The sequence below is a fragment of the Pseudoclavibacter sp. RFBA6 genome (assembly GCF_002931575.1).
GTDB lineage: Bacteria > Actinomycetota > Actinomycetes > Actinomycetales > Microbacteriaceae > Pseudoclavibacter > Pseudoclavibacter terrae.
Genome location: NZ_PSUA01000015.1, coordinates 330,850 through 355,305, shown reverse-complemented (window position 1 = coordinate 355,305; position 24,456 = coordinate 330,850). Strand labels below are relative to the sequence as shown.

23 protein-coding genes, 2 tRNA genes and 1 pseudogene are annotated in these 24,456 nt (G+C 65.6%); 7 read left to right on the top strand and 19 right to left on the bottom strand.

The genetic code is table 11. The features are described 5' to 3' along the window. Nucleotides 1-33: 33 nt before the first annotated feature. Nucleotides 34-225, bottom strand: coding sequence for a hypothetical protein (locus C5C17_RS16400; RefSeq protein WP_104254447.1), 192 nt, complete (start codon nt 223-225; stop codon nt 34-36). After that, a complete protein-coding gene (locus tag C5C17_RS16395; RefSeq protein WP_181028647.1) occupies nt 225-1,121 on the bottom strand; it encodes a class E sortase in 897 nt (298 codons plus the stop codon). Before C5C17_RS16395 ends, C5C17_RS16400 begins: the two co-directional genes overlap by 1 nt. Nucleotides 1,122-1,272: 151 nt before the next feature. Here C5C17_RS16395 and C5C17_RS16390 point away from each other — a divergent pair. Beyond that, nucleotides 1,273-1,506: pseudogene (locus C5C17_RS16390) on the top strand (cell division protein CrgA); the annotation flags it as partial. Between the two features lie 164 nt (nt 1,507-1,670). Here the strand turns inward: C5C17_RS16390 and C5C17_RS16385 are convergent. Next, nucleotides 1,671-2,414 carry a rhomboid family intramembrane serine protease gene (locus C5C17_RS16385; protein ID WP_258066257.1) on the bottom strand — a complete coding sequence of 248 codons (744 nt, stop codon included), beginning with the start codon at nt 2,412-2,414 and terminating at the stop codon, nt 1,671-1,673. A 153-nt stretch (nt 2,415-2,567) separates the two neighbouring features. Beyond that, on the bottom strand, nt 2,568-3,107 hold the full coding sequence (locus tag C5C17_RS16380) for a peptidylprolyl isomerase (RefSeq protein WP_104254622.1): 540 nt from the start codon (nt 3,105-3,107) through the stop codon (nt 2,568-2,570). 131 nt (nt 3,108-3,238) lie between these two features. Between C5C17_RS16380 and C5C17_RS16375 the strand changes: the two genes are divergently transcribed. Next, a complete protein-coding gene (locus tag C5C17_RS16375; protein ID WP_104254443.1) occupies nt 3,239-3,844 on the top strand; it encodes a hypothetical protein in 606 nt (201 codons plus the stop codon). 33 nt (nt 3,845-3,877) lie between these two features. On the opposite strand, the gene C5C17_RS16370 is transcribed toward C5C17_RS16375, so the two are convergent. Next, nucleotides 3,878-4,747 carry a LysR family transcriptional regulator gene (locus tag C5C17_RS16370; RefSeq protein WP_104254442.1) on the bottom strand — a complete coding sequence of 290 codons (870 nt, stop codon included), beginning with the start codon at nt 4,745-4,747 and terminating at the stop codon, nt 3,878-3,880. A 68-nt stretch (nt 4,748-4,815) separates the two neighbouring features. Between C5C17_RS16370 and C5C17_RS16365 the strand changes: the two genes are divergently transcribed. Beyond that, a complete protein-coding gene (locus C5C17_RS16365; RefSeq protein WP_104254441.1) occupies nt 4,816-5,736 on the top strand; it encodes a DMT family transporter in 921 nt (306 codons plus the stop codon). On the opposite strand, the gene C5C17_RS16360 is transcribed toward C5C17_RS16365, so the two are convergent. From C5C17_RS16360 to C5C17_RS16340, 5 genes are all read right to left on the bottom strand, one after another. Then, a complete protein-coding gene (locus tag C5C17_RS16360) occupies nt 5,730-6,188 on the bottom strand; it encodes an NUDIX hydrolase (RefSeq protein WP_104254621.1) in 459 nt (152 codons plus the stop codon). The genes C5C17_RS16365 and C5C17_RS16360 overlap by 7 nt on opposite strands. Before the next feature lie 153 nt (nt 6,189-6,341). Continuing rightward, complete coding sequence (locus C5C17_RS16355) at nt 6,342-7,001, bottom strand: methionine ABC transporter permease (protein ID WP_104254440.1); 660 nt, start codon at nt 6,999-7,001, stop codon at nt 6,342-6,344. Next, nucleotides 6,998-8,050, bottom strand: coding sequence for a methionine ABC transporter ATP-binding protein (locus C5C17_RS16350; protein WP_104254620.1), 1,053 nt, complete (start codon nt 8,048-8,050; stop codon nt 6,998-7,000). The genes C5C17_RS16355 and C5C17_RS16350 overlap by 4 nt, the downstream gene beginning before the upstream one ends. A 149-nt stretch (nt 8,051-8,199) precedes the next feature. After that, nucleotides 8,200-9,075, bottom strand: a complete 876-nt coding sequence (locus C5C17_RS16345; protein WP_104254439.1) for a MetQ/NlpA family ABC transporter substrate-binding protein — start codon at nt 9,073-9,075, stop codon at nt 8,200-8,202. A gap of 176 nt (nt 9,076-9,251) precedes the next feature. Further along, the gene (locus tag C5C17_RS16340; RefSeq protein ID WP_146079213.1) at nt 9,252-10,145 is read right to left on the bottom strand and encodes a LuxR C-terminal-related transcriptional regulator; all 894 of its coding nucleotides are present in this window, start codon (nt 10,143-10,145) and stop codon (nt 9,252-9,254) included. 182 nt (nt 10,146-10,327) lie between these two features. On the opposite strand from C5C17_RS16340, the gene C5C17_RS16335 reads away from it, so the two are divergent. From C5C17_RS16335 to C5C17_RS16320, 4 genes are all read left to right on the top strand, one after another. Next, nucleotides 10,328-10,672 carry a DUF485 domain-containing protein gene (locus C5C17_RS16335; RefSeq protein WP_104254437.1) on the top strand — a complete coding sequence of 115 codons (345 nt, stop codon included), beginning with the start codon at nt 10,328-10,330 and terminating at the stop codon, nt 10,670-10,672. Continuing rightward, on the top strand, nt 10,669-12,300 hold the full coding sequence (locus C5C17_RS16330; RefSeq protein ID WP_104254436.1) for a cation acetate symporter: 1,632 nt from the start codon (nt 10,669-10,671) through the stop codon (nt 12,298-12,300). The genes C5C17_RS16335 and C5C17_RS16330 overlap by 4 nt, the downstream gene beginning before the upstream one ends. 174 nt (nt 12,301-12,474) lie before the next feature. Continuing rightward, the gene (locus C5C17_RS16325; protein ID WP_258066256.1) at nt 12,475-13,320 is read left to right on the top strand and encodes an NAD(P)-dependent oxidoreductase; all 846 of its coding nucleotides are present in this window, start codon (nt 12,475-12,477) and stop codon (nt 13,318-13,320) included. Between the two features lie 117 nt (nt 13,321-13,437). Beyond that, a complete protein-coding gene (locus tag C5C17_RS16320) occupies nt 13,438-13,791 on the top strand; it encodes a UBP-type zinc finger domain-containing protein (RefSeq protein WP_104254435.1) in 354 nt (117 codons plus the stop codon). Nucleotides 13,792-13,982: 191 nt separating this feature from the next. Here C5C17_RS16320 and C5C17_RS16315 read toward each other — a convergent pair. The 9 genes from C5C17_RS16315 to dnaA form a co-directional block, all read right to left on the bottom strand. After that, nucleotides 13,983-14,055 (bottom strand) — tRNA-Ala (locus C5C17_RS16315). Between the two features lie 41 nt (nt 14,056-14,096). Next, a tRNA-Ile gene (locus tag C5C17_RS16310) sits at nt 14,097-14,170 on the bottom strand. Nucleotides 14,171-14,224: 54 nt separating this feature from the next. Then, on the bottom strand, nt 14,225-14,632 hold the full coding sequence (locus C5C17_RS16305) for a DUF3566 domain-containing protein (protein WP_104254434.1): 408 nt from the start codon (nt 14,630-14,632) through the stop codon (nt 14,225-14,227). Between the two features lie 11 nt (nt 14,633-14,643). Further along, the gene (gene gyrA / locus C5C17_RS16300; protein ID WP_104254433.1) at nt 14,644-17,310 is read right to left on the bottom strand and encodes a DNA gyrase subunit A; all 2,667 of its coding nucleotides are present in this window, start codon (nt 17,308-17,310) and stop codon (nt 14,644-14,646) included. A 17-nt stretch (nt 17,311-17,327) separates the two neighbouring features. Beyond that, nucleotides 17,328-19,532: a DNA topoisomerase (ATP-hydrolyzing) subunit B gene (gene gyrB / locus C5C17_RS16295; protein WP_104254432.1), complete on the bottom strand. Its 2,205-nt coding sequence runs from the start codon at nt 19,530-19,532 to the stop codon at nt 17,328-17,330. 165 nt (nt 19,533-19,697) lie between these two features. After that, nucleotides 19,698-20,186 carry a DUF721 domain-containing protein gene (locus C5C17_RS16290; protein WP_104254431.1) on the bottom strand — a complete coding sequence of 163 codons (489 nt, stop codon included), beginning with the start codon at nt 20,184-20,186 and terminating at the stop codon, nt 19,698-19,700. After that, nucleotides 20,179-21,360, bottom strand: coding sequence for a DNA replication/repair protein RecF (gene recF, locus C5C17_RS16285; RefSeq protein ID WP_104254430.1), 1,182 nt, complete (start codon nt 21,358-21,360; stop codon nt 20,179-20,181). The genes C5C17_RS16290 and recF overlap by 8 nt, the downstream gene beginning before the upstream one ends. Nucleotides 21,361-21,363: 3 nt before the next feature. Then, nucleotides 21,364-22,503 (bottom strand): DNA polymerase III subunit beta, encoded by a 1,140-nt coding sequence (dnaN, locus tag C5C17_RS16280; protein WP_104254429.1) that lies wholly within the window; start codon nt 22,501-22,503, stop codon nt 21,364-21,366. Nucleotides 22,504-22,981: 478 nt separating this feature from the next. Continuing rightward, nucleotides 22,982-24,448 (bottom strand): chromosomal replication initiator protein DnaA, encoded by a 1,467-nt coding sequence (gene dnaA / locus C5C17_RS16275; RefSeq protein WP_104254428.1) that lies wholly within the window; start codon nt 24,446-24,448, stop codon nt 22,982-22,984. Nucleotides 24,449-24,456 lie beyond the last annotated feature (8 nt).

Genomic DNA, 24,456 nt, shown 5'->3' with positions numbered 1-24,456 from the left:
AGGGCCCCTTCCGTTCGCGGGAGGCGCCCTCGCTCAGTTCTGAGCCGGTGCCTGGGGCAGCGCGCCGAGACCGACGGTGACGTCGTTCTGGGGCGTGAGCAGCGCATCCACCCAGGGGAACGCGAAGAAGATCAGGCCGTAGAGCGCGGCGGCGATGAGGACCAGGGCTATGAGCAGCTTCACGGGCCAGGGGCCGGGGAGCACACGCCAGAGAGCGCCGTACATCAGAGACCTCCCTGGCTCGCGACCGAGGCCGCTATGGACGCTGGCGGACCGTCAGCTCTCGGAGTGAAGGTGTCGAAGACCGCGTAGCCGATGATGCGCTCGGCGGTCGACCAGAACGGGTTGCAGCTCATGATCATCATGAGCCGGTCGGTGCCCGTCTGCTCGGGGTACCTGGGCACTGAACCCAGCACGTCGACCTGGGTCGGTGCGACGTATTCACCGGAGCGGTACGAGTACGTGTACCAGCCGTCTGCGGTCTCCACGACGAGCTCGTCACCGAGCTGCAGTTCGTGGATGTTCTGCATGGACGCCCCGTAGGCGAGGCGGTGGCCCGCGATCGCGAAGTTGCCGACCTCGCCGGGCATCTGCGAATCCGGGTAGTGGCCGATGTTGTGGTCGAGCACCTCATGCTGCTCGATACCCTGCGCGATGGGACGCGCGTAGTCGGCACCCCAGGTGGGCACGTAGAGGATCGCGAACCGCTCGTTGGTGACGGTCGGCGCCGATGAGATGGGGATGCCGATCGCTGGGTCTTTCGTGGTCACGGTCGTTGCTTCCTCGCCGCCCTCGGCGAGCACCTGGCTGAGCTCCTGCCCGGCTTGGTTCTGCTCCTCGCCGACGATGAGGTCGTTGAGCCAGTACTTCCAGCCCACGAAGAGGAGCATGACGACGCCGAGGGTCATGAGCACCTCGCCGGAGACGCCGACGACGCTCAGCTTGCGGCGCGGCCTGGAGCCGGACGCGGAGCGCTGACCTCGTCTCGAACTCTGTCGCTGACGGTTCTCGTTCTCCTGGGCTCGCCGCTGGGCCCGAGTCTGGTAGCCATCTTCGTCGGCGAGGAGCGACTCGATCGAGGTGGTCCCGTCGTCTCGTCCAGGCCGTTCAGCAGATGGCATAGGAGCAATCATAGATAGGATGGCCCGCATGTCTCGTGAGAAGTCCAGCGGCTCCAAGTCCGACGAGCCGGAGAAGAAGACTCCGGCCGGTACGAAGAAGCACCGTTCGTCGGAAGCGTCCGCAGCAGCGGCCGCTCTCGCGGCGACCGAGAAGCAGCGCAGGCAGAAGCGCGCGGCCGGCGTCGCCGACAGCGATGAGCGCAACCCGAACCCGGTCTGGTTCAAGCCGCTCATGTTCGGCTTCCTGATCGTCGGGTTCCTCTGGATCATCGTCTTCTACCTGACGAGCGGCGCGCTTCCCATCGCCGAGCTCGGGTCGTGGAACATCCTCGTCGGGTTCGGCATCGCGTTCATCGGCTTCATCATGACGACGAACTGGCGCTAGCCGCCTCCTCCTCCACAGGAGCTCGAATTACAGCTGTGTAATTCATCCCCAGGTGTGCATAACCCTGTGGATAACTTTTGTGCACAGCTCGCCGTGCCAGCACGGCTGGACAGCAAGAAGCCGCGCATCCCAACGGATGCGCGGCTTCTTGGCGTTCCGAGTGACTACCCGGCGATACCCAGCGGCAGCTGCGAGACGCTCGCGGTGGCGCCGACGACGATGAGCACACCGAGCGCAGCCACTATCCAGAGCCCCTTCCGCGACGGCTTCGCCGACTTCGATTCCCACAGGAACAGCCACGAGCAGAGCGCGCCGGTGACAAGGCCACCGAGGTGGGCCTGCCAGGCGATGCCCGGGATGACGAACCCCATGACGACGTTGATGCCCACGAGCACGATGAGCGACATCGTGTTCATGCGGGCTTGCCGCATGACGACGAAGTAGGCGCCGAAGAGGCCGAAGACGGCACCGGATGCGCCGAGGACGGTCGTGTTCGGTGCGACGAGGGCGATCGCGAGCGAGCCCCCGAGCGCGCTGACGACGTACAGCGCCGCGAACCTCAGGTGGCCGTACACCTGCTCGAGGACCCGTCCGAAGATCCACAGCGTCAGCATGTTGAACGCGAGGTGGAAGACGGTCGAGTGGGCGAATGCGGATGTCAGCATGCGCCACGGCTCGAACGCACCACTCCCGATGTGGGAGTAGATGCCGTGATAGACGAGGAGGCCGGTGACCAGATCGCCCGTCACCTGCTGGAGGAGCCAGAGAATCGCCGAGACGCCGATGATGGCGTAGGTGACGAGCGGTCGCTGGTCTTGCCCGAGCCGTCGCAGCCGCGTTCGCGCCGAAGGCCGCTGAGCGGCCTTGGCCCTAGCATTCGACTCCCGAATGCACTCAGGACAGATCACGCCGACAGGCGCGAGCGTCTGGCACTCGGGGCAGACGGTGCGGCCGCACCGCTGACAGAGCACGAAGCTCTGTCGGTCTGGGTGTCGATAGCAGAAGTTCTCACGCTGCTGCGACAGCTCGGGTGATGTCATTCGTGAAGAGGGACCTGGAGCCTAGAGCTGCTCGACGGTGACGCTCTCGATGACGACGTCCTTGAGCGGCTTGTCGCGGCCATCGGTGGGAACCTTGGCGATCGCGTCGACGACCATGCGCGACTCGTCGTCGGCAACGCGGCCGAAGATGGTGTGCTTGCCCTGCAGCCACGGCGTCGGGTCCGTCGTGATGAAGAACTGCGATCCGTTCGTTCCGCGGCCCAGCTGCTTGCCGGCGTTGGCCATGGCGAAGATGTAGGGCTCGTTGAAGTTGAGCTCGGGGTGGATCTCGTCGTCGAACGCGAAGCCGGGGCCGCCGGTTCCGGTGCCCGTGGGGTCGCCGCCCTGGATCATGAAGTTGGGGATGATGCGGTGGAAGATCACGCCGTCGTAGAGTGGCGTGTTCTTGGTCTGGCCGTCACGGGGGTCGGTCCATTCGAGCTCGCCCGTGGCGAGACCGACGATGGTCTTGACCGTGTTCGGCGCGTGGTTGCCGAACAGCTCCACCTTGATGGGGCCGTGGTTCGTGTTGATCGTTGCAAGTGCAGTGGCGATTGACATGTTCGTCATCTTTCCATAGCCGTCCGACTTCTCTCCTGCCTGTCCGCCGACAGCGTGCGGTGATTCAGGTTGCGTGTGGCAGAAGCGTGCCAAGATATGCACTACCTACTTGTCAACGTCCGGAGGTACCAATGGCCCTTTCACGGAAGCAGTCGCGTGAACTCAAGCGTCTCCGCAAGGACGCAACAAATCTGTGGAGCGAGCAGCAGTCTGTCATCGAGCACGCTCGCGGCATCCTGCAGTCCGCTGGAGTGAGCGCGAAGGGCTTGGCTGAGTCCGAGCTCGTCCCCGCTCTGCAGAAGAGCTACGACAACAATGTTCGCCCGAGCTTCGACCGCGGCTACAGCGTGGCCCGTGAGAAGTACGAAGACGCGAGCGTTCGCTTCAATGGCAAGGTCCTCCCCGTCGTCGCGGGCCTCTCGGGCTCGGTGGCTGGCACGGTCAGCAACCTCGCTTCGAAGAACCACGACCTCAAGGATGTCGCCGGCTCCGCGAAGAAGGTCTCGAAAGAGCTGAACTCGCGCGCCAAGAAGGCATCGAAGGCGTACGACAAGAAGTACAACAGCTCCGGCGTGGGCGTCGGCGGCTGGCTGCTCATCGGTGCTGGCGTCGCGGCTGTCGCTGCTGTCGGCTACGCCCTCTGGCAGACCTTCCGCGCAGACGACGACCTGTGGATCGCTGACGAGGAGCTCGACGCTCCCGTCACCACGGTCTCGCCCGCGTCGGCCGCGAAGTAGTTCGCGCGCTCCTGCGTCTGACTGGCCCCGCGCTCACCTCGTGAGCTGCGGGGCTTCGTCGTAGGTGCCGGTGATGAGCTGTGCCAGCGCGTCCGCCATCACTGGTTTCGCGCCCCGCCACCAGGCGAGCCGCACGTCGATGGCCGGAGCGTCGCGCAGGGGCCGGTAGACGACCCCTGGTCGGGGGTGCTGGGCTGCCGTGGCTTCGCTGGTCACGCCGAAGACGTCGCCGTCCGCGATCAGGGTCAGCCACTCGTCGAGGGAGGTGGTCGGGATGAAGTTGGGCGATCGGTCTGCCCGCCAGAGGGAGCCGACCGTGGTGCCGGTCCGCGCATCCACCGCGAGGGTCTTGCCGGCGAAGTCGTCGAGGACCAGGGTTCGCCTGCGCGCGAGCGGGTCTTCTTTCGACAGGACGGCGACCCGTCGCTCTTCGCCGACGAGAACGGTCTCGATGCGGGGATCGCGGGGTGCCGTGCGGAGGACGGCGAGCTCGGCTTCGCCATCCAGGAGTCCGGCCGTCGCCGTGTTGCTCTGCCGGAAGACGAGATGTGATTCAGGATGCTCGGCTCGCCAGCGGCGTTGCACGGTGCTGGTGTGCGCGCCGAGCGTCGACCAGGCGTAGCCGACGCGGAGTTCCCGGGTCGCCGCATTCGCTTCGTCGCCGATGAGGGTCACTTCGAGCAGGACGCGGCGTGCGCGGGCGAGGATCCGCTCACCGAGGGGGGTGAGTGCCACGTGGCGTGTGGAGCGGGAGAGGAGCTGCGCACCGAGCTGGGTCTCGAGCGCGAGGATGGCACGCGACACGGCCGCCTGCGAGCAGTGCAGCTCGATGGCCGCATCGGTGAAGGTGCCCGCGTCGACGACCGCGGCGAGGGCGCGGAGGTGGCGGAGCTCAAGACTCATGCGCCCAGCGTATAACTCCCGCGTGTCATGCATTTCTGTGCGCGACCCACCAGGGACACGATTGGCCCATGACTGGGACCGCGGACACGACGATGCCGAACGCTGCCGCGCCGCGCGGCGTCCTCGCCGGGTCTGCGATGCTCACCGGCAGCGGGCTCTCCAATCAGCTCGGTGCCGCACTCGGAGCGCTCGCCTTCGATTCCCTCGGCACCGCGGGAGTCGTCGCCGTCCGCCAACTCGTGTCGGCCGCCATCCTGCTCCCGGTCGCCCGGCCACGGCTGCGGAGCTTCACCTGGGCGCAGTGGTGGCCCGCGTTGCTGCTCGGACTCGTCCTGGCGACCATGAACCTGTCCCTCTACGCGGCCGTCGATCGCATCGGGCTGGGGCTAGCAGTCACCCTCGAGTTCCTCGGCCCGCTTGCCGTCGCGCTGTCCTCGTCGCGCACGCGGGCTGATCTGCTGCTCGCCGCGGGTGCCGCTGTCGGCGTGTACGTGCTCCTGCTGCCCGACGGGTCCAGCGATCTCCTCGGCTACGCGTTCGGCCTGCTCGCTGCCTGCTGCTGGGCGAGCTACATCCTGCTCAACCGAATGCTCGGAGGCCGCCTGACGGGCCTCCAGGCGCCGGCCACGGCCACACTGGTCTCGAGTCTCCTGACGCTGCCCATCACCGTGCAGCTGATCGCCGACGGGAAGTTCCTGGGCTGGCCCCTCCTGCTCGCGGCGCTCTCGGGCCTCCTGTGCTCCGTCATCCCCTACTCGATCGACATCATCGCGCTCCGCTGGGTGACCACGAGGTTCTTCGGGGTGTTCATGAGCATCAACCCGATGTTCGCGGCGCTCGCCGGAGTTGTCGTGCTCGGTCAGGTTCCCGTCGCACACGAATGGGTCGGCATGGCCATGATCGTCGGCGTCAACGCTGTCGCCGTGTCACGGGGACTCCGCGGTCGCCGCAGCGCCGAGGAGACGCGCAGAGACACCGAAACTCAGTGAGCGGCGCGGAGAGAACGCAGGTGCCCGTTCGCGGGGCGTTCCGCGTGGAGCCTGAGCCCCACATCCACGAGCGACACGGTGCGCAGCGCGCCCACCTCCGCGAGGTCGAACCAGCGAGCCTCATCCGTTGAGCCGCCACGCTCGTTTCGCAGCTCGCCGCTCACGATGCTCGCCTCGTAGACGATCCGGACCGACTGCATCGGCGTCTTGCCCGGCTCGAGCCGGTCACGGCCCGCGATGATGTGCGAGTCGATGCCGAGGAGATGGTCGATGGAGGCGTGATAGCCGGTCTCTTCCCAGATCTCACGGACGACACCGTCGATGGGGTCCTCGCCTGGATCCGTTCCACCCCCGGGGAGGGTCCAGCCTGAGCGACCACGGTCATGCCAGTGCGCGAGGAGGATCTGCCCGTCGCGCACGATGACACCGTAGGAAGCGAGTCGTCGATGCACGGAACCCCCAAAGATCTCTGCCGGGGTCTCGAGGTCAGCGGCCCGGTGCCTGGCCGACCCGAACCACGGGCGCACGCTATCGTACGCCGATGCGCGCCGGGCCCCCGCACAGGGAGGCGCCGGCGCGCGCCGGATGGTGCGTAGCGAACGGGATCAGCGACGCAGCGTCTTGCGCGCAGCCCAGTTGCCGAGGAACTGGAGCCCCTGCACGATGACGACGATCACGATGACCGCAGCCCAGGTGACCGCGGGGTTGAACTGCCGGTAGCCGTACTGGATCGCGAAGTCACCGAGACCACCCGCTCCGATGGCGCCGGCGACCGCCGACATGTCGACGAGCGACACCACTGCGAACGTGTAGCCGAGGATGAGCGGTCCCAGCGCCTCCGGGACGATGACCGACCAGACGATCTGGAATCGACCGGCTCCCGCCGAGCGGGCCGCCTCGACGACTCCGGGCGATACGGTCAGCAGGTTCTGCTCCACGAGGCGCGAGATGCCGAAGGTCGCTGCGAGCGACAGTGCGACGATCGCGGCTTCTGGCCCGATGCCCACGCCCACGACGAAGCGGGAGAAGGGCTGTACGGCCGCGATGAAGATGATGAACGGGATGGGCCGGAAGAAGTTGACGATGACGTTGACCACAGCGCTCACAACCGGCTGCTCGTACAGGTTGCCCTTGCGGGTCAGGTAGAGCACGAGGCCGACGAGGAGTCCGCCGATACCGCCGATGATGAGGCTGAGCGACACCATGTAGAGCGTGTCGCCCGTCGCCTCGATCAGCTTCGGGAGGAGCTCGATGACCTCGTTCATGCGGCACCTCCAGGCGTGATCGTGTCGAATTCCGTGACGACCGCGAGGCCGCCGATCTCATCGAGGGCCCGGCGTCGTGCATCCGCGTCGCCCTGGAGCGCGAAGGTCAGGTCTCCGAACGACTTTCCGCGGATCTCGTTCATTCCGCCGTACACGAGCTCGACGGTGATGCCTGCCTCGTGCAAGATGCGCAGCGCCTGGCCCTGGTTGGTCCGCCCATCGCGGAAGCTCAGTGTCACGAGCGTGCCAGGGTGGCGGGCAGTCAGGTCAGCGCGCAGCTCGGCGTCCGGGATGCCCTGCACGACCGTCGAGACGAAGCGCTGCGTGGCCGGAGCCTTGGGGTTGGCGAAGATGTCGAAGACCTCGCCCTGCTCGACGACCTTGCCGTGCTCCATGACGGCGACGTGGCTCGCGATCTCCTTCACGACGTCCATCTCGTGCGTGATGACGATGATCGTGACCCCGAGCTCTTCGTTGGCTTTCTTCAGCAGCTGCAGCACGTCTGCCGTCGTCTGCGGGTCGAGCGCGCTCGTCGACTCGTCGGCGAGGAGGATGCTGGGGTTCGTGGCGAGCGCGCGCGCGATGCCGACGCGCTGTTTCTGGCCGCCGGAGAGCTGGTCGGGGAAGGCCCGGGCCTTCTCGGAGAGTCCGACGAACTCGAGCAGCTCGGCGATGCGCTTCTCGCGCTCCGCTTTCGGCGTCTTGGCGACGCGCAGCGGATAGGCCACGTTTCCGGCGACGTTGCGTGAGTTGAAGAGGTTGAACTGCTGGAAGATCATGCCGATTCCGGCGCGCACGGAGCGCAGCTTCGTCTCGGGCAGCTTCGTGATGTCGACCCCATCCACGTGGATGCTGCCTGACGTGGTCGGCTCGAGCGCGTTGATGAGTCGCACCATGGTCGACTTGCCCGCACCCGAGTAGCCGATGACCCCGTAGATGTCGCCCTTTTCAATGCTGAGGGAGACGCCGTCGACCGCTCTGATGGCCGGGGCGCGCCGCTTCGGCGACGGGTACTCCTTGACGACGTCGGTGAGTGTGATGAGGGCCATGTGTTCGCTCTCGCCTTCTGCACGGTCGAACCGTGTGGTGATGCTGGTGAGCGGCGCCGAGACGCCGTTCGTCGGTGCAAGCGAGATCGCCGCCCGAGGCCTGATGATCATCATCGGGTCTCGGGCGGCGAGCGCGCTAGGGGTGAGGTCTAGCTGTTTTCCTTGATCTGCGCGACAAGCTCGTCGAGCGTTGTCTGCAGCTCTGCCGCGGGGGTGTTCGGGAACACTGCCGTGCCGCCGGAGGCTTCGAGGAGCCCTTCCTGCACCGCCTCGGAGTTCTGGAAGATCTCTACAAGCTTGACGTAGTCCGGGTTCTCGGCGTTCTCTGCCGTCGCCACGAGGATGTTCACGTACGGGCGACGGTCCTCGCTCGCCGGGTCGTCCGCGTAGAGCGCGTCCTCCGCGGTGAGTCCGGCGTCGGAGACGAAGTCGTTGTTGATGATCGCGGCGTCGAGGTCGGGAAGCGATGATGCCGTGATGTCGGCGGCGAGTTCCGTCACCTGGACCTTGGACTCACCGGGAATGATGTCCTCAAGCGTCGAGAGGGTCGAGCCGCCGTCCTTGAGCGTGATGAGGCCGGCGTCCTGAAGGACAAGCAGACCGCGCGCGCGGTTCGTCGCGTCGTTCGGTACGGCAACACTTCCGCCCTCTGGGATCGACTCAAGCGTTTCGTGCTTCTGTGAGTAGAGGCCGAGCGGGTACGTCGCGGTCGCACCAATCGGAACGAGTGTGTCACCAGAGTCGGCGATGTACTGCGACAGGTAGATGATGTGCTGGAAGCCGTTGATGTCGATCTCACCCTCGCTGACTGCGGGGTTCGGCTGGTTGTAGTCAGTGAAGCTGACGATCTCGACGTTCAGGCCTTCGGCCGCAGCCTCTTCGGCGAGCGTGTCCCAGTAGGGCTCCTCGCCGACAACACCGAGCCGGATCGTGGCTTCATCGGAGGCGCCGGTGGAGCACGCGGAGAGGCCTCCAACGAGGGCGATCGCGCCGACTGCTGCGGCGATCTTGGTGAAACGTGACATGGAGGAGGGTCCTTTCGATGCGGCGCGCGAACGCCGGCAATCCTCTAAGGGTCTAGAGGGCCTCGCAAGAATAAGAGAACAGCGCGTCGCCGCGCCGATACATCCTGACACGTTGCGTAACAGTCGACCGACAGGGTCACAGACGCAATGATGTTGCGTTGGGATCGCTCCCCAGATCAGGGAAGAAGGCCCAAGTGCCGAGCCTTCGCAAGAGCCTGATAGCGGGAGCCCGCATCCAGCTTCGTCATTGCGGTGCCGAGGTAGCTCTTGACCGTGCTCTCGGTCAGGATCAGCTTCCTGGCGATGTCCTTGTTCGTCAGCCCGAGCGCGATCTGGCCGAGCACGTCCAGCTCCCGCGGGGAGAGCTTCACCGGCGCCTCGGCCAGCTCCGCGGTGACGACTGCCTCTCTGCTCCGCGGATCTCCGTGGTCGCCGGCGAACCTCACGAGGCGCTCCTCGATGCCGCGCAGCCTGGCCCGCACCTCAGCGTCACCAAGGAGGGATGCCACTTCACGCAGCTCGGAGAACGTGCCCCTCAGCTCCTCGAGCTGTCGCGCTGTGAGGCCACCACCTCCCAGCTCGGAGACGCTCGCGGACCCCACCCGCATCCGACGGCTGAGCTCATCCCGCAGCCGCAGCTCGTCTTCCACCTTCTTGCCGAGGGCGACCGCCTGGCCGAGCGACATCGACTGCGAGTCAGGGGCCGCCCGGAACCCGCCGTAGAGGACACCCCGCACGTGCTTGTCGACGATGACCGGCACAGCCATGAGGCTCTGCACGTGCTCGGACAGCACCTGCACGTCGTAGTCGTGCGTGATGCGGCTGCTGCCGCGATAGTTCGTCGTGACCTTGGCGCGACGCTCGAGCATCGCCCGACCACCCAGACCGCGTCCGAGCTGCACTCGGAGGCCGACGAGACCGACACCCTGGTTGCCGCAGATCGTGTGGACATCCGTCGTGTCGCGGTACGTCGGACCGCCGAACGAGAGAGGGCACCCCGTGGAGTCCCGCAGGCGCGCCACTGCCTGAGCGAAGACGTCAGCTTCGGTTGCTGCCTCTGGAAACATCATGTGCGTCACTACCAACTTCCGGGGGTAGTTCGATACTTCGTCGTATGCGTAGCGTGGATGCTATCACGCAGGCGATGAGGCTTTCGTGTTCGCAATGATGCGAAGAAAGGCCGCCGTCAGCCGCTAGGGAATACCCGTCCATCTCTGACGAACGCAGCAATGCACTGAGGCAAGGAGGCCCCATGCAGAATGAAACGTCACCACCGCCGCCCGGCGGAATCGACTATGTCGAATTCGAGGAATCGGCCGATTTCAAGGAGCTGAAGAAGCGCCAGCGCTCCTTCGTCTTCCCACTCTCCATCTTCTTCCTCGTCTGGTACGGCGCCTACATCGTCGTCGCCGCGTACGCGCACGACTTCATGGCAACACCCGTCTTCGGGAACATCAACGTGGGCCTGCTGCTGGGCATCGGCCAGTTCGTCACGACCTTCGCGATCACCATGTGGTACGTCTCCTACGCCAACCGGAGACTCGACCCGCTCGCAAATGATCTGCGCGTCCAGCTCACGAAGGAGGACCAGGCATGAGCGTTCAGCTCATCGCCCCGCGGGCGAGCGCGGTCGCAGACAACGACCCAGTCCTGAATATCGCCATCTTTGCGGCTTTCGTCGCCGTGACGCTCTTCATCGTCATCAGGGCGAGCCGCAACAGCAAGACCGCGGCCGATTACTATGCAGGCGGTCGCTCCTTCTCGGGGACGCAGAATGGATTCGCCATCTCCGGCGACTATCTCTCCGCAGCGTCCTTCCTAGGCATCGTCGGTGCCATCGCCGTCAATGGATATGACGGCTTCCTCTATTCCATCGGGTTCCTCGTCGCCTGGCTGGTTGCGCTGCTGCTGGTCGCCGAGCTCATGCGCAACACGGGCAAGTTCACGATGGCTGACGTGCTGTCGTTCCGCCTCAAGCAGCGGCCCGTGCGCGTCGCGGCGGCCCTCACGACGCTCGCGGTCTGCTTCTTCTACCTCCTCGCCCAGATGGCCGGGGCCGGCGGTCTCGTCGCGCTCCTGCTCGGCATCACGGACGACGTCGGCGTCGCGATCGTCGTCGCCGTCGTCGGCGTGCTCATGATCATCTACGTCCTCATCGGCGGGATGAAGGGCACGACCTGGGTGCAGATCATCAAGGCCTTCCTGCTCATCGGCGGCGCCGGGGCGATGACGATCTGGGTGCTGGTCATCAACGGCTTCGACCTCTCCGCGCTCCTGCAGGCGGCCGTCGACAAGGCGGCGCTCGACGGTGCTGAAGACCCAGCCGCGATCCTCGCTCCGGGGCTCCAATACGGCAAGAACCCCATCGACTTCGTGTCGCTCGGGCTCGCCCTCGTCCTGGGTACGGCCGGCCTCCCGCACGTGCTGATGCGCTTCTACACGGTGCCCACCGCCAAGGAGGCCCGAAAGTCCGTGGTGTGGGCCATCTGGCTCATCGGCGGCTTCTACGTGTTCACGCTGGTCCTCGGCTACGGGGCGGCTGCGCTGGTCGGTGCGCCCGCCATCAAGGACGCGCCCGGCGGCGTGAACTCCGCCGCGCCGCTACTCGCTCTCGAGCTCGGGGGGCCCATCCTCATGGGCTTCATCTCCGCCGTGGCCTTCGCGACCATCCTCGCCGTGGTCGCTGGCCTCGCCATCACGGCTGCCGCATCCTTCGCCCACGACATATACAACAGCGTCGTGAAGCGAGGCACGGCGACCCCCGAGCAGGAGGTGAAGGTCGGCAAGTACACGGTCGTCGTTCTCGGCGTCGTCGCGATCGTCGGTGGCATCGGCGTGCAGGGCCAGAACATCGCCTTCCTGGTTGCGCTCGCCTTCGCGGTCGCCGCCAGCGCGAACCTGCCGACGATCCTCTACTCGCTGTACTGGCGCAAGTTCACCACTCGTGGCGCGCTGTGGAGCATGTACGGGGGTCTCGCGACGGCCATCGTCCTGATCCTCTTCTCGAAGGTCGTCTCCGGTGCCGAGACGGCGATGCTCGGCGCGGAGATCGACTTCGCCTGGTTCCCGCTCAACAACCCCGGTATCGTCTCGATCCCCGTGGGCTTCCTGCTCGGCTGGCTCGGGTCCGTCCTGCCGCAGAAGAAGGAGGATCCGCGCGTCGCCGCCGAGATGGATGTCCGCTCGCTCACCGGGTACGGGGCCGAGGAGGCCGTCGAGCACTAGGGACTCGCTCGTCCGAGCACGCCACTGCCTGCTCGAGTTCGTCGAAATGGTCGCTCCGACCCGGTCGGGGCGACCATTTCGACGTTCTCGTTGTCTCGGTGCCACAACGCACATGAGGTTCGGGATGCGCGTGGGTAGCGTGAACGTGTCCACGATGCACACGGAGGTGCGGATTTGACCCAGTCAGCGCAGACAGGTTCCCTCGCCGGGAAGACCATCATCATGTCAGGCGGAAGCCGCGGCATCGGACTCGCGATCGCGAAGCGCGCGGCGCGTGATGGCGCGAACGTCGTACTCCTGGCGAAGACCGGTGAGCCCCATCCGAAGCTGCCCGGCACGGTCTACACGGCCGCTGAGGAGGTACGCGAGGCCGGTGGGCGCGCTCTGCCGGTCGTGGGCGACGTCCGTGACGACTCCGACCTGCGGCGGGCGGTCGATACGGCGGTCGTCGAGTTCGGCGGCATCGACATCGTCGTCAACAACGCGAGCGCAATCGACCTGCGGTCGACGCTCGACATCGACGAGAAGCGCTACGACCTGATGCATCAGATCAACCAGCGGGGCACGTTCATGCTGTCGCGGGCCGTGCTGCCGCACCTGCTGGAGTCGGCGGATGCTCGCATCCTGTCGCTCTCACCGCCCCTGAACCTGTCGGCGAGGTGGCTCGGCGCCTACCCCGCGTATATGACGGCGAAGTACGGCATGACGCTCGCGACGTTGGGCATCGGTGCCGAGTTCGCCGAGAAGGGGGTCGAGGCGAACACCCTCTGGCCGCGCACGACCATCCAGACCGCCGCGGTCGCCAACATCATCGGCGGCGAGCAGCTCATGCGGCGCAGTCGGACTCCAGAGCTGTACGCGGATGCCGCGCACGTCGTCCTCACGGCGCCGCGTGGCCGGTACCAGGGCGAGACGCTGCTGTGCGAAGACGTGCTCGCGGATGCGGGCGTGCGCGATCTGGGCGCCTACTCACCCGGTGTGGATGCCGCCGAACTGTTTCCCGATGCCTTCGTCGACTGACCGCGTGGACATCGGAGGGGGTTTCGAGACCAACGGCCTAGTGTGAGTCGCAGATGGGCGGTTCGGGCACATCCCCGGCAGACCCTACGTGCGGCAGTCCAACGAGGGAGCGCGACAATGACGGGTGTCGATCAGCACATCAAACCGAACGTCCCACCGTCCGGTCCGGGGTGTGTGGAATGCGAGGAGTCGGGCAGCTGGTGGCTGCACCTGCGTCGTTGCACGTTCTGCGGACACATCGGCTGCTGCGACGACTCCCTGAACACGCACGCGACGAAGCACGCTCATGCAACCGGTCACCAGGTCATCTGCAGCTACGAGCCTGACGAGGTCTGGTTCTGGGACTACGCGACGGAGACGATGTTCGACGGGCCGACGCTGCACGCGCCACACAGCCACCCACTGTCGCAGACGGTCCCGGGCCCGCGAGAACGGGTTCCCGCCGACTGGCAACGCCTCCTGGGCGCATGACGACACCGCTCGGCGATTTCCCGGACGAACCGCTCGCACTGCACGAGGCCCCATACGCGTAGGCCGGATGCCGAGGGCGGGGTTGTGGTCGTCCAGACTCGCCTGAAGCGGCCGCAAGCCCGCCCCCGGATGGGCCGACTCACGCAGAAGAACCCCGGTCAGATTTCTCTGACCGGGGTTCTGTGTCACCGTGGAGCCTAGGAGATTCGAACTCCTGACATCCTGCTTGCAAAGCAGGCGCTCTACCAACTGAGCTAAGGCCCCGTTCGGGGGTGGAAACGACACCAGCCTTCAGTGTCGAACCGTGGGGCTACCAGGACTTGAACCTGGGACCTCTTCGTTATCAGCGAAGCGCTCTAACCGCCTGAGCTATAGCCCCCGAAGCGACTGCCCCAACATACACGAAAAGTGCACCGCAGGGGAAATCGAGCCGCTAGCTGTTCGTGAAACCGAACACGAGGCCTCCCGTGACCTTCACTGCGAGGTTGTACAGGAACGCCGCGACCGCGCCGAGGGCGGTGCCCGCGACGAGGTTGAGGAGCGCCACGACGAGCGAGAAGAGCATGAGCTGCGGCAGTGTGACGAAGTCATCGACTCCGACACCTGCCGAACCGGAGACGTCGTTGAGGAGGTTGTTGACGCTCCCCAGCACACCCGTGTTCTCGATGACCGTCCACATGAGGAACGTGGCAACGATGGTGATGATGCCGAAGCAGATCGACAGCAGGAAGGAGAACTTCACGACAGACCAGAAGTCGATGTGCACCAAACGGAGGCGCACCTGCTTGCTCGCAGTCTTCTTGCTGGACTTCTGGGCCAGCTTGTCAGCAACGCTCGTCATAGATCAGTACCTCAGTCTTCGGTCTCGTCCTGCTCGAACGACGTGACCGAGTCTGCCACAGTCTCACTCTCGTCACTCTCGGCGGTCGTGCTGTCCCCATCGCTGGAGGCATCAGGGGTCGGCTCGCTCACCGACTCGGTGTCGTCCGAGGCGGTGGCGCCGGCGGATTCGCCGTCCTCACCCGCCTCGTCTTCCTTCTCGAGCTCGCGGTCGGCGTTCTGCGCGATCGCGATCACGTAGTCGCTGTCGTCGAGCCTCGCGAACGTCACACCCATGGAGTCGCGTCCGGTCACGGAGACCTCGGCGACGTTGGAGCGCACGACCTTGCCGGAGGCGAGGATGACCAGCACCTCTTCGGCGTCGTGGACGAGCAGCGCGCCGGCGAGCCCGCCGCGTTCCTCGTTCAGCTTCGCGACCTTGATGCCGAGGCCGCCGCGCTTCTGGATGCGGTACTGCGACACCGACGTGCGCTTCGCGTATCCACCCTCCGTGACGATGAACACGTAGGCGTCATCACTCGAGGTGACCGCTGCGGTGAGCAGGTAGTCGCCGTCGCGGAACGACATGCCCTTCACTCCGGAGGTGGAGCGGCCCATGGGCCGGAGCGCCTCGTCGTTCGCCTCGAAGCGAAGCGACATTCCCAGGTGGGAGACGCAGAACACGTGGTCGGACTCGTCGGCGAGCATCGCCGAGACGAGCTCGTCGCCCTCGCGCAGGTTGACCGCGATGATGCCGGCCTGGCGGTTCGTGTCGTACTCGGTGAGCGCCGTCTTCTTGACGAGTCCCTCGCGGGTGGCCAGCACGAGGTACTGCGCCTGGCGGTAGTCGCTGATGTCGAGGATCTGCGCGACCTTCTCGTCGGGCTGCAGCGGCAGCAGGTTCGCGATGTGCTGCCCCTTCGCATCCCGGCCGGCCTCGATGAGCTCGTACGCCTTGGCACGGTACACGCGGCCCAGGTTCGTGAAGAAGAGCAGCCAGTGGTGGGTCGTCGTGACGAAGAACTGCTCGACCACGTCGTCCGCTCGGAGCTGGGCGCCCTTGATGCCCTTGCCGCCCCGGTGCTGTGAACGGTAGTTGTCGCTGCGCGTGCGCTTGATGTAACCGCCGCGCGTGACGGTGACCACCATCTCCTCTTCTGGGATGAGGTCCTCGTCGGTCATGTCGCCGCCGGAGCCTCGCAGGATCTCGGTGCGTCGATCGTCGCCGAACTTGTCGACGACCTCCTGCAGCTCGTCCGCGATGATGGTGCGCTGGCGCACCGGGTCGGCGAGGATCTCCTTGTACTCGGCGATCATCGCTTCGAGACGCGCTGCGTCTTCCATGATCTTCTGGCGCTCGAGCGCTGCGAGGCGGCGCAGCTGGAGGTTCAGGATGGCGCTGGCCTGCAGCTCGTCGACGTCGAGCAGTTCCATGAGTCCCGTGCGAGCCTCTTCGACGGTCGGCGACCGGCGGATGAGCGCGATGACCTCGTCGAGCATGTCGAGCGCTTTGAGGTAGCCGCGGAGGATGTGAACCTCGTCTTCCGCCTTCTTGAGGCGGAACTTCGTGCGGCGCACGATGACCTCGACCTGGTGCTGCACCCACGCCGTGATGAAGCCGTCGATCGCGAGCGTGCGGGGCACGCCGTCGACGATCGCGAGCATGTTCGCGCCGAAGTTCTCCTGCAGCTGCGTGTGCTTGTAGAGGTTGTTGAGCACGACCTTGGCGACGGCGTCGCGCTTGAGCACGATGACGAGGCGCTGACCGGTTCGACCGGAGGACTCGTCGCGGATGTCGGCGATGCCGGTGAGGCGCTGGTCCTTGACGAGCTCGGCGACCTTCAGCGCGAGATTGTCCGGGTTGACCTGGTAGGGCAGCTCCGTGATGACGAGGCACGTGCGGCCGTGGATCTCCTCGATCGCGACGACAGCGCGCATCGTGATGGAGCCGCGACCGGTGCGGTACGCCTCCTGGATTCCCTTGGTGCCGAGGATCTGGGCGCCGGTGGGGAAGTCAGGGCCGTGGATGCGCTCCATGAGCGCGTCCATGAGCTCCTCGCGGGTCGCATCCGGGTGCTCGAGATGCCACAGCGCACCAGCCGCGACCTCGCGGAGGTTGTGCGGCGGGATGTTCGTGGCCATACCTACGGCGATGCCCACGGAGCCGTTGACCAGGAGGTTCGGGAAGCGGGCGGGCAGCACGGCTGGCTCACGCGTGCGGCCGTCGTAGTTGTCCTGGAAGTCGACGGTGTCCTCGTCGATGTCCCTGACCATCTCGAGCGCGAGCGGCGCCATCTTGGTCTCGGTGTATCGGGGCGCTGCGGCACCGTCGTTGCCGGCGGAGCCGAAGTTCCCCTGGCCGAGGGCCAGCGGGTACCGCAGCGACCACGGCTGGACGAGGCGGACGAGCGCGTCGTAGATCGCCGAGTCGCCGTGCGGGTGGAACTGCCCCATGACGTCTCCGACGACGCGGGCGCACTTCGAGAACGCCTTGTCCGGGCGGTAGCCGCCGTCGTACATCGCGTAGATGACACGGCGGTGCACGGGCTTCAGCCCGTCCCGGACCTCAGGGAGCGCTCGACCGACGATGACGCTCATCGCGTAGTCGAGGTACGAGCGCTGCATCTCGAGCTGCAGGTCGACCTGCCCGATGCGGTCTTCGCCGTCGGCGTTGGTGGTTGTGACGCGTTCTTCAGCCATAGATGTGCCTGTGTGCCTTAGATGTCGAGGAAGCGCACGTCGTGCGCGTTCTGCTGAATGAAGGTCCGGCGCGATTCGACGTCCTCGCCCATGAGCGTGCTGAACACGGCGTCAGCCGCTTCTGCGTCGCTCACCTTGACCTGCAGGAGCGTGCGCACGGCGGGGTCCATCGTCGTCTCCCAGAGCTCCTGGTAGCTCATCTCGCCGAGCCCCTTGTAGCGCTGGATGGCGTTGTCCTTCGGGATGCGGCGGCCGGCCGCCTTGCCGTCCGCGAGCATCGCGTCACGCTCACGGTCCGAGTAGGCGAAGTCGTGCGCCGCGTTGGACCACTTGATGCGGTAGAGCGGGGGCTGCGCGAGGAACACGTAGCCCAGCTCGACGAGGGGACGCATGTAGCGGAACAGGAGTGTCAGCAGCAGCGTCGTGATGTGCTGGCCGTCGACGTCGGCGTCTGCCATGAGGATGATCTTGTGGTACCTGACCTTGTCAGGGTCGAAGTCGTCGCCGAGGCCGGCGCCGAACGCGGTGATCATCGACTGCACTTCGTTGTTCTGCAGGGCGCGGTCGAGGCGTGCCTTCTCGACGTTCAGGATCTTCCCGCGCAGCGGGAGGATCGCCTGCGTCTCAGGGTCGCGCCCCTGAACTGCCGAGCCACCGGCCGAGTCGCCCTCGACGATGAAGACCTCGGAGCGTGTCGGGTCCTTCGACTGGCAGTCCTTCAGCTTGCCCGGCATGCCGCCGGTCTCGAGGAGGCCCTTGCGTCGGGTCTGCTCGCGTGCGCGACGTGCCGCGAGGCGGGCAGCGGATGCCTGGCCGGCCTTGCGGATGATGTCCCTGGCCTGCGAGGGGTTGCGGTCGAACCAGTCCTGGAGCGCCTGGCCGACGATGCGCTGCACGTACGACTTGGCCTCGGTGTTGCCAAGCTTCGTCTTCGTCTGACCCTCGAACTGCGGTTCGCCGAGCTTGATGGAGATGACGGCGGCAAGTCCTTCGCGGACATCCTCACCTGAGAAGTTCTCGTCCTTCTCCTTGATGAGGTTCTTCTCGCGCGCGTATCGGTTGACAACAGTCGTGAGGGCGGCCCGGAACCCCTCGAGGTGCGTGCCGCCTTCCTTCGTGTTGATCGTGTTCGCGAACGAGTGGATGGACTCCGAGTAGGAGTCGATCCACTGCATCGCCAGCTCGAGCGAGATCTTGCGCTCGGTGTCCTCGGCGTTGACCTCGATGATCTCCTCGTGCACCGGCTGCTTCTTGCGACGGCTGACGAGGTGCTGCACGTAGTCGACGAGTCCGCGCTCGAACAGATACGTCTGCGCGCGCTTCTGCGGGATCTCGATGGACTCGGTGACGGCCTTCGGCTCGCCGGTCTCGGTCCGCTCGGCGTCGTCGACGTCAGCGGCAGTCTCGTCCTGGAGCTCGGTGATCTGTGCCGCGAGTCCGTCGCCCGTGAGGGTCGACTGGTCGCGGTCGTCGGCGAGCGAGATGCGCAGGCCCTTGTTGAGGAAGGCCATCTGCTGGAAACGCGCGCGGAGCACCTCGAAGTCGTACTCGACGGTCTCGAAGATCTCGGAGTTCGCGTAGAACGTGATGGTCGTTCCGGTGTCCTCGGTCGGCTCGCCCTTCCGGATGTTCCCGGTCGGCACGCCGTTCTCGAAGTCCATCTCCCACTCGAAGCCATCGCGCTTGACCTGTGCGATGAGGCGGTACGACAGGGCGTTCACGACGGAGGAGCCCACGCCGTGGAGACCGCCGGAGACCGCGTAGCCGCCACCGCCGAACTTTCCGCCGGCGTGCAGCTTGGTGAGCACGACCTCGAGCGTGGAGATTCCCTCGACCGGGTGCATCTCGACGGGGATGCCTCGGCCGTTGTCGCGAACGCGGACGGCTCCGTCATCCTGCAGCGTTACCTGGATGTCGTCGCAGTAGCCCGCGAGCGATTCATCCACAGAGTTATCCACAATCTCGTACACGAGGTGGTGAAGTCCCTCGGGACCCGTGGAGCCGATGTACATGCCGGGGCGCTTGCGAACGGCCTCGAGCCCCTCGAGCACCTGGATCTGGCCTGCGCCGTAGTCGTTCTCAACCCGATCGTTCTGCGAGCGGGCTTCGACCACCTCGGCGGGAGCCCCCTCCTGGCCTTCCGACGTTCCTGGACCGTCCGACTGCAGAGCGTCGTCTGGCGTCTCAGTCGTGTTCTCGGGGTCGGAAGTTTCTGGTGCCATAACTCGGGCGTCTCCTTGCTGTGTGGCGACATGCAAGATCCGCGTTGCGAGCAAACTCGCGTGACGCGGATCCAGCGACTGTTCAGTCTACCAAGGAACACGACTCGAGGCCCGAAAATGGAGCGTGAAGCGACGAAAACGAGGGGACGTACCGTATTTGCCTTGTCAACCGTAGGTATCGCGTGGACCACGCCCTGGAACCGATCTGGGACCGCGTTTCCACGAGGGGGCACCCGGGTTCAGAAAGCGGATGCGCTCGACCTTCGCTTCCGCGTACCTCTCCGTGAGGTTCGTGAGCAGCATCGTCTGCATCCCCCGGAGCTGCGTCGCCCACGCAGTCGAGTCGCACTGCACCAGCAGCACGCCATCCTCGATGTGCAGCGGAGTGGAGTGCGCCGCCGTCTCCTTGCCCACGATCTCGGGCCACGCGTCCATCAGCTCCGCCTGCTTGAGCGGTCCGTTCCAACCGAATTGCCTGGTCAGGGCGGCAAGGGCCGATCCAGCGGCGACGGGATCCCGTCCGAAGCCGAACGGCTCGGACAGCTCGGTGCCTTCCGCATCCTTCGCCTTTGCCGCAAGGCGCCGGCGAAGGGACGTCGTCTTCCCGCCGAAGACCTCCTTGAAGCGCGCGTACACCTCAGCGCCCTCACTCATCGACGTCGCCCGTCTGAATCGTTCCGGCACTGATCCGGATGATCTGCGAGCGCAGCCCCTCAGGAACATCCTCGAGGACCGCGGCCGTGATGAGGACCTGCTCGAAATCACCGATCGCCTCGGCGAGGCGGGACCGGCGTGACGCATCGAGCTCGGCGAACACGTCGTCGAGGATGAGCACAGGATCGCCCGCGCGCGACTCGCTGCGCACCAATTCGGCGGCCGCGAGCTTGAGTGCAAGCGCAAACGACCAGGATTCACCATGACTTGCCGTGACTCGCGCCGGCAGACCGTTGAGCCAGAACACGGCGTCATCACGGTGGGGACCGACGAGGCTCACGCCTCGTTCCATCTCGCGGGTACGCATCGCGGCGAGCTGCGCGGTGAAACGCTCGCGGATCTCCGCCGTCGTGACTTCGCCGCCTTCGACCTCCGCGCCCTCGCCATCGGCGTCGCCCATGACGGAGGCAGCGTGGCCGAAGGCGGAGACGCGCATCGACAGCGTCGGCCGGTGGTCAGCGCCGACCAGACGCTGGTACGAACCGGCAAGGTGCGGAAGCAGCCGATCGCAGAGCATCAGCCGCTCGGCGATGATCTGGGAGCCGAGCTCCAGCATCCGCTCGTCCCACACATCCAAGGTCGCGATCATCGCTTCCGACGATCGTGGGCCACGCATCGACCGAAGCAGGGAGTTCCGCTGGCGGAGGACCCGCTCGTAGTCAGCGATCACGCCGCCGAGCTTCGGCGAATGGGTCACGAGCAGGGAATCGAGGAACCGGCGCCGGGCCCCCGGTTCACCACGCACGAGCGTGAGATCTTCCGGCGCGAACAGCACGCTCGCGAAGTACCGAGCCAGGTCACGGGACCTGACATTCTGGCCGCCGACCCTCGCCTTGTTGGCACCGGAGCTCGCGATCTGCACATCCAGATGCAGCGAGCGGGTCTCGTGAGCCAGCTCCATCTTGACGACGGCGAACTCCTGGCCGAAGCGCACGAGCGCCTGGTCGCTGGAGACTCGGTGCGAGCCGAGCGTTGCGAGGTAGCCGATCGCCTCGACGAGGTTGGTCTTGCCCTGGCCGTTCGACCCGACGAACAGGTGAGCGCCGGGGCCGAGCGACAGATCCGCGGACTCGTAGTTCCTGAAGTCGTGCAGCTGCAGACGGGTGACGTGCACTGGTTACCGCATGAGCAGATTCGGCTGCAGCAGGTAGCGGTAGTTCGTCGACTCGCCCTCGTCGCGCGAGGTCTGGCTCGTGAGCAGCACGGGTCCCGGCTTGTTGGGGTTCTCGGAGTTCGTGAAGGCGATGCGCACGAACGGCGAGTGGATGGCGCCGACTCCGTCCAGCAGGAACTGAGGCTTGAGCGAGACGACCATGTCGTTGCCGTGCAGGACTGCGTCGAGGTTCTCGCTTGCCTGAGCCTGCTCGCTGCCGAGCGCTTCGAGGTGGAGTCCCTCGGTCGTGAACGTGAAGCGCAGTGCTGCCTCGCGTTCGAGCACGAGCTGAACGCGGCGAACCGCGTCGACGATGTCGCTGACCGTGAGCACTGCGTAGTGCGGCGTCTCAGCGGGGAAGAGGCGTTCCACTGCGGGGAAGTTGCCCTTGATGAGGAGCGAGGTGACGGTCTTGTTGCCAGCGGAGAAGGCGATGAGCTCACGGATGTCGTCCTTAACGAGCGTGATCGTGATCTCACCGGAGCTGCCGAGCGACTTGCCGACCTCGGCGAGCGTCTTGGCTGGCACGAGAGCTGTCTCGGTCTCCGTGAGGGAGCTCTGCCATTCGATGGTCCGCACTGCGACACGGTAGCGGTCGGTCGCGACGAGGCTCATCGAATCGGCCTGCAGCGAGAGGTTCACACCCGTGATCACGGGGGCGACGTCTTCGCGGGAGGCTGCGACCGCGACCTGGGAGATCGCCTCCGAGAACACGTCACCCGCGATGGAACCGCTCGCGCCTTCGACGACGGGCAGGCTCGGGAACTCCTCGATCGGCATCGTCGGCAGGTGGAACGACGCGCTGCCGCAGCGAATGACAACTCCGGAGTCGTCGCGGCTCAGCTCGACGGGAGCCTGAGGAAGTCGATTCGCGATGTCAGCGAGGAGGCGTCCCTGCACGAGGACGGCTCCTGGCTCCTGCACATCAGCGTCGATGCTGGTGCGGCTGGAGACCTCGTAGTCGAATGACGAGAGCGTGACCCCTGCGTCGCCGACCTCGACGACAACACCGCTGAGGATGGGGAGGGTCGGGCGCTGAGGCAGAAGCTTGACGACAAACGACACCGCATCGCTGAAGACGTCACGGTTGACCACAAACTTCACTAGGCGTTCCTCTCGTTGGAATGACCCAATGGTAGCCGCCCAGATTCCGTGTGTTGCGCCCGAGCGTCAGAGCATCCTGTGCTGCTTCCCACGGCACGAGCTCGTCGTCGCGCACGCGAAAATACCAGTCCACCGAGCGTCGGCCGACCACCGTTCACCAATGTCATCGACTCGCCCAATATCAATAGATTTCTTGTCATCATCGTATTAACAGCTGTGCACACTGTGGATAACTCAGTACTCCCCAGCGCCCGCATGGGAACTACAAAAATGTAAGTTGTGGCGGAGCGGTGGACGCCCTGTGCACGCTGACGAGCACTGGGGTGCACAACTTCTCGGACTCCACAGCGCCGAGCGCGTTTTCCACAGTCCGTGCTCGCGTGTCGATTCCACAATCCACAAGTTATCCACAGGGCCTGAGGGCAGGAAAAACTCCGCATCCGTCCACGAGGGCCCGTGATGCGGAGCTGGAGGGTGCTCAGGAGCGTCCGTTTCCGTTCTGGCGGATGCGCGCGGTGAGCTCTGTGACCTGGTTGTAGACGTCGCGGCGCTCGGTCATGAGCTTCGTGATCTTGCGGTGCGCGTACATCACCGTCGTGTGGTCTCGCCCACCGAACAGCTGCCCGATCTTGGGGAGGGACAGGTTCGTCATCTCTCTGCAGATGTACATGGCGATCTGCCGACTGGTGGCGATCGCCTGCGATCGCGAGGATCCGTAGAGGTCGTCGACTGTCAGTTGGAAGTACGCAGCCGTCCGGTTGATGATGTCGACGGGTGAGACGACGCCAGTGTCCTGATCGGACACCAGGTCCTTCAGCACTGTGGAGACCAGCGCCAGGTCGACCTTCTCGCCATTGAGGTTGGCGTAGGCGGTGACTCTGATGAGTGTGCCCTCCAACTCACGGATGCTCGAGGAGACCCGTGCCGCGATGAACTCGAGCGCATCGTCCGGGATCAGCAGGTTGTCGACCTGCGACTTCTTGCGGAGGATCGCGATGCGCGTCTCCAGATCGGGGGACTGCACATCGGTGATGAGGCCCCACTCGAATCGGGAGCGCATCCGGTCTTCGAAGCCGGTCAGCTGCTTCGGGGGGAGGTCGCTCGTGATGACGACCTGCTTGTTGTGCTCGTGCAGGGTGTTGAACGTGTGGAAGAAGGCTTCCTGCGTCGAGTCCTTGCCCTGGAGGAACTGGATGTCGTCGATCAGCAGGATGTCGTTGTCGCGGTAGCGCGCCTGGAACGACTGCGTCCGGTTGTTCGCGATGGAGTTGATGAAGTCGTTCGTGAACTCTTCGCTCGAGACGTACCTGACCTGGATGCCCGGGTAGATCGACTCGGCGTAGTTGCCGATCGCGTGGAGCATGTGCGTCTTGCCGAGTCCGGAGCCGCCGTATACGAACAGCGGATTGTATGAACGCGCCGGCGCTTCGGCGACGGCGACGGCCGCGGCGTGCGCGAATCGGTTCGAGCCACCGATGATGTAGTTGTCGAACGTGTACCGCGGGTTGAGTCGGGACTCAGGGTCGGGCTGCGTGCGCGCGCCTTGATCTGACGACGGATGGTGTCCGACGGATTCTGCTTCGACGACGGTCACCGAGCTGGTCGGGGCGGGCGTGGCCCGCGGCGGAGCGACTTCGATGTAGTCGTGCGAGTCGAGTGGGTCGCTGACGGATGCTCGCGGAGCCGCATCCGGGTTGACGAGCACCGCGAACGTCTTGATGTCGGACTCGTCGAGCTCCGCGATCGCCGCGAGCATCGGCACGCGCGCACGCGTTTCGATCATCGTGCGGGTCATGTCGTTGGGGACTTCGAGCAGCAGCGCGCCGCTCATCACTCCCTTGGCTTCGACGAGTCCGAGGAACCCGAGGAGGGAAGCGGGAACGCGATCGTCTTCACGCAGTGTGGAGAGCAGCGTCTGCCACGTCTCCGAAACCGGGTCGGCCACCGAAGCAC

Bases quoted from the DNA above. Each gene is read 5' to 3' on its own strand.
- C5C17_RS16290 (WP_104254431.1), bottom strand. From the start codon at position 20,186: ATGAGTGAGGGCGCTGAGGTGTACGCGCGCTTCAAGGAGGTCTTCGGC.
- C5C17_RS16400 (WP_104254447.1), bottom strand. From the start codon at position 225: ATGTACGGCGCTCTCTGGCGTGTGCTCCCCGGCCCCTGGCCCGTGAAG.
- C5C17_RS16380 (WP_104254622.1), bottom strand. From the start codon at position 3,107: ATGTCAATCGCCACTGCACTTGCAACGATCAACACGAACCACGGCCCC.
- C5C17_RS16305 (WP_104254434.1), bottom strand. From the start codon at position 14,632: ATGACGAGCGTTGCTGACAAGCTGGCCCAGAAGTCCAGCAAGAAGACT.
- C5C17_RS16355 (WP_104254440.1), bottom strand. From the start codon at position 7,001: ATGAACGAGGTCATCGAGCTCCTCCCGAAGCTGATCGAGGCGACGGGC.
- C5C17_RS16365 (WP_104254441.1), top strand. From the start codon at position 4,816: ATGACTGGGACCGCGGACACGACGATGCCGAACGCTGCCGCGCCGCGC.
- C5C17_RS16350 (WP_104254620.1), bottom strand. From the start codon at position 8,050: ATGGCCCTCATCACACTCACCGACGTCGTCAAGGAGTACCCGTCGCCG.
- C5C17_RS16340 (WP_146079213.1), bottom strand. From the start codon at position 10,145: ATGATGTTTCCAGAGGCAGCAACCGAAGCTGACGTCTTCGCTCAGGCA.
- C5C17_RS16330 (WP_104254436.1), top strand. From the start codon at position 10,669: ATGAGCGTTCAGCTCATCGCCCCGCGGGCGAGCGCGGTCGCAGACAAC.
- C5C17_RS16370 (WP_104254442.1), bottom strand. From the start codon at position 4,747: ATGAGTCTTGAGCTCCGCCACCTCCGCGCCCTCGCCGCGGTCGTCGAC.
- C5C17_RS16375 (WP_104254443.1), top strand. From the start codon at position 3,239: ATGGCCCTTTCACGGAAGCAGTCGCGTGAACTCAAGCGTCTCCGCAAG.
- C5C17_RS16335 (WP_104254437.1), top strand. From the start codon at position 10,328: ATGCAGAATGAAACGTCACCACCGCCGCCCGGCGGAATCGACTATGTC.
- C5C17_RS16395 (WP_181028647.1), bottom strand. From the start codon at position 1,121: ATGCCATCTGCTGAACGGCCTGGACGAGACGACGGGACCACCTCGATC.
- C5C17_RS16345 (WP_104254439.1), bottom strand. From the start codon at position 9,075: ATGTCACGTTTCACCAAGATCGCCGCAGCAGTCGGCGCGATCGCCCTC.
- gyrB (WP_104254432.1), bottom strand. From the start codon at position 19,532: ATGGCACCAGAAACTTCCGACCCCGAGAACACGACTGAGACGCCAGAC.
- gyrA (WP_104254433.1), bottom strand. From the start codon at position 17,310: ATGGCTGAAGAACGCGTCACAACCACCAACGCCGACGGCGAAGACCGC.
- C5C17_RS16320 (WP_104254435.1), top strand. From the start codon at position 13,438: ATGACGGGTGTCGATCAGCACATCAAACCGAACGTCCCACCGTCCGGT.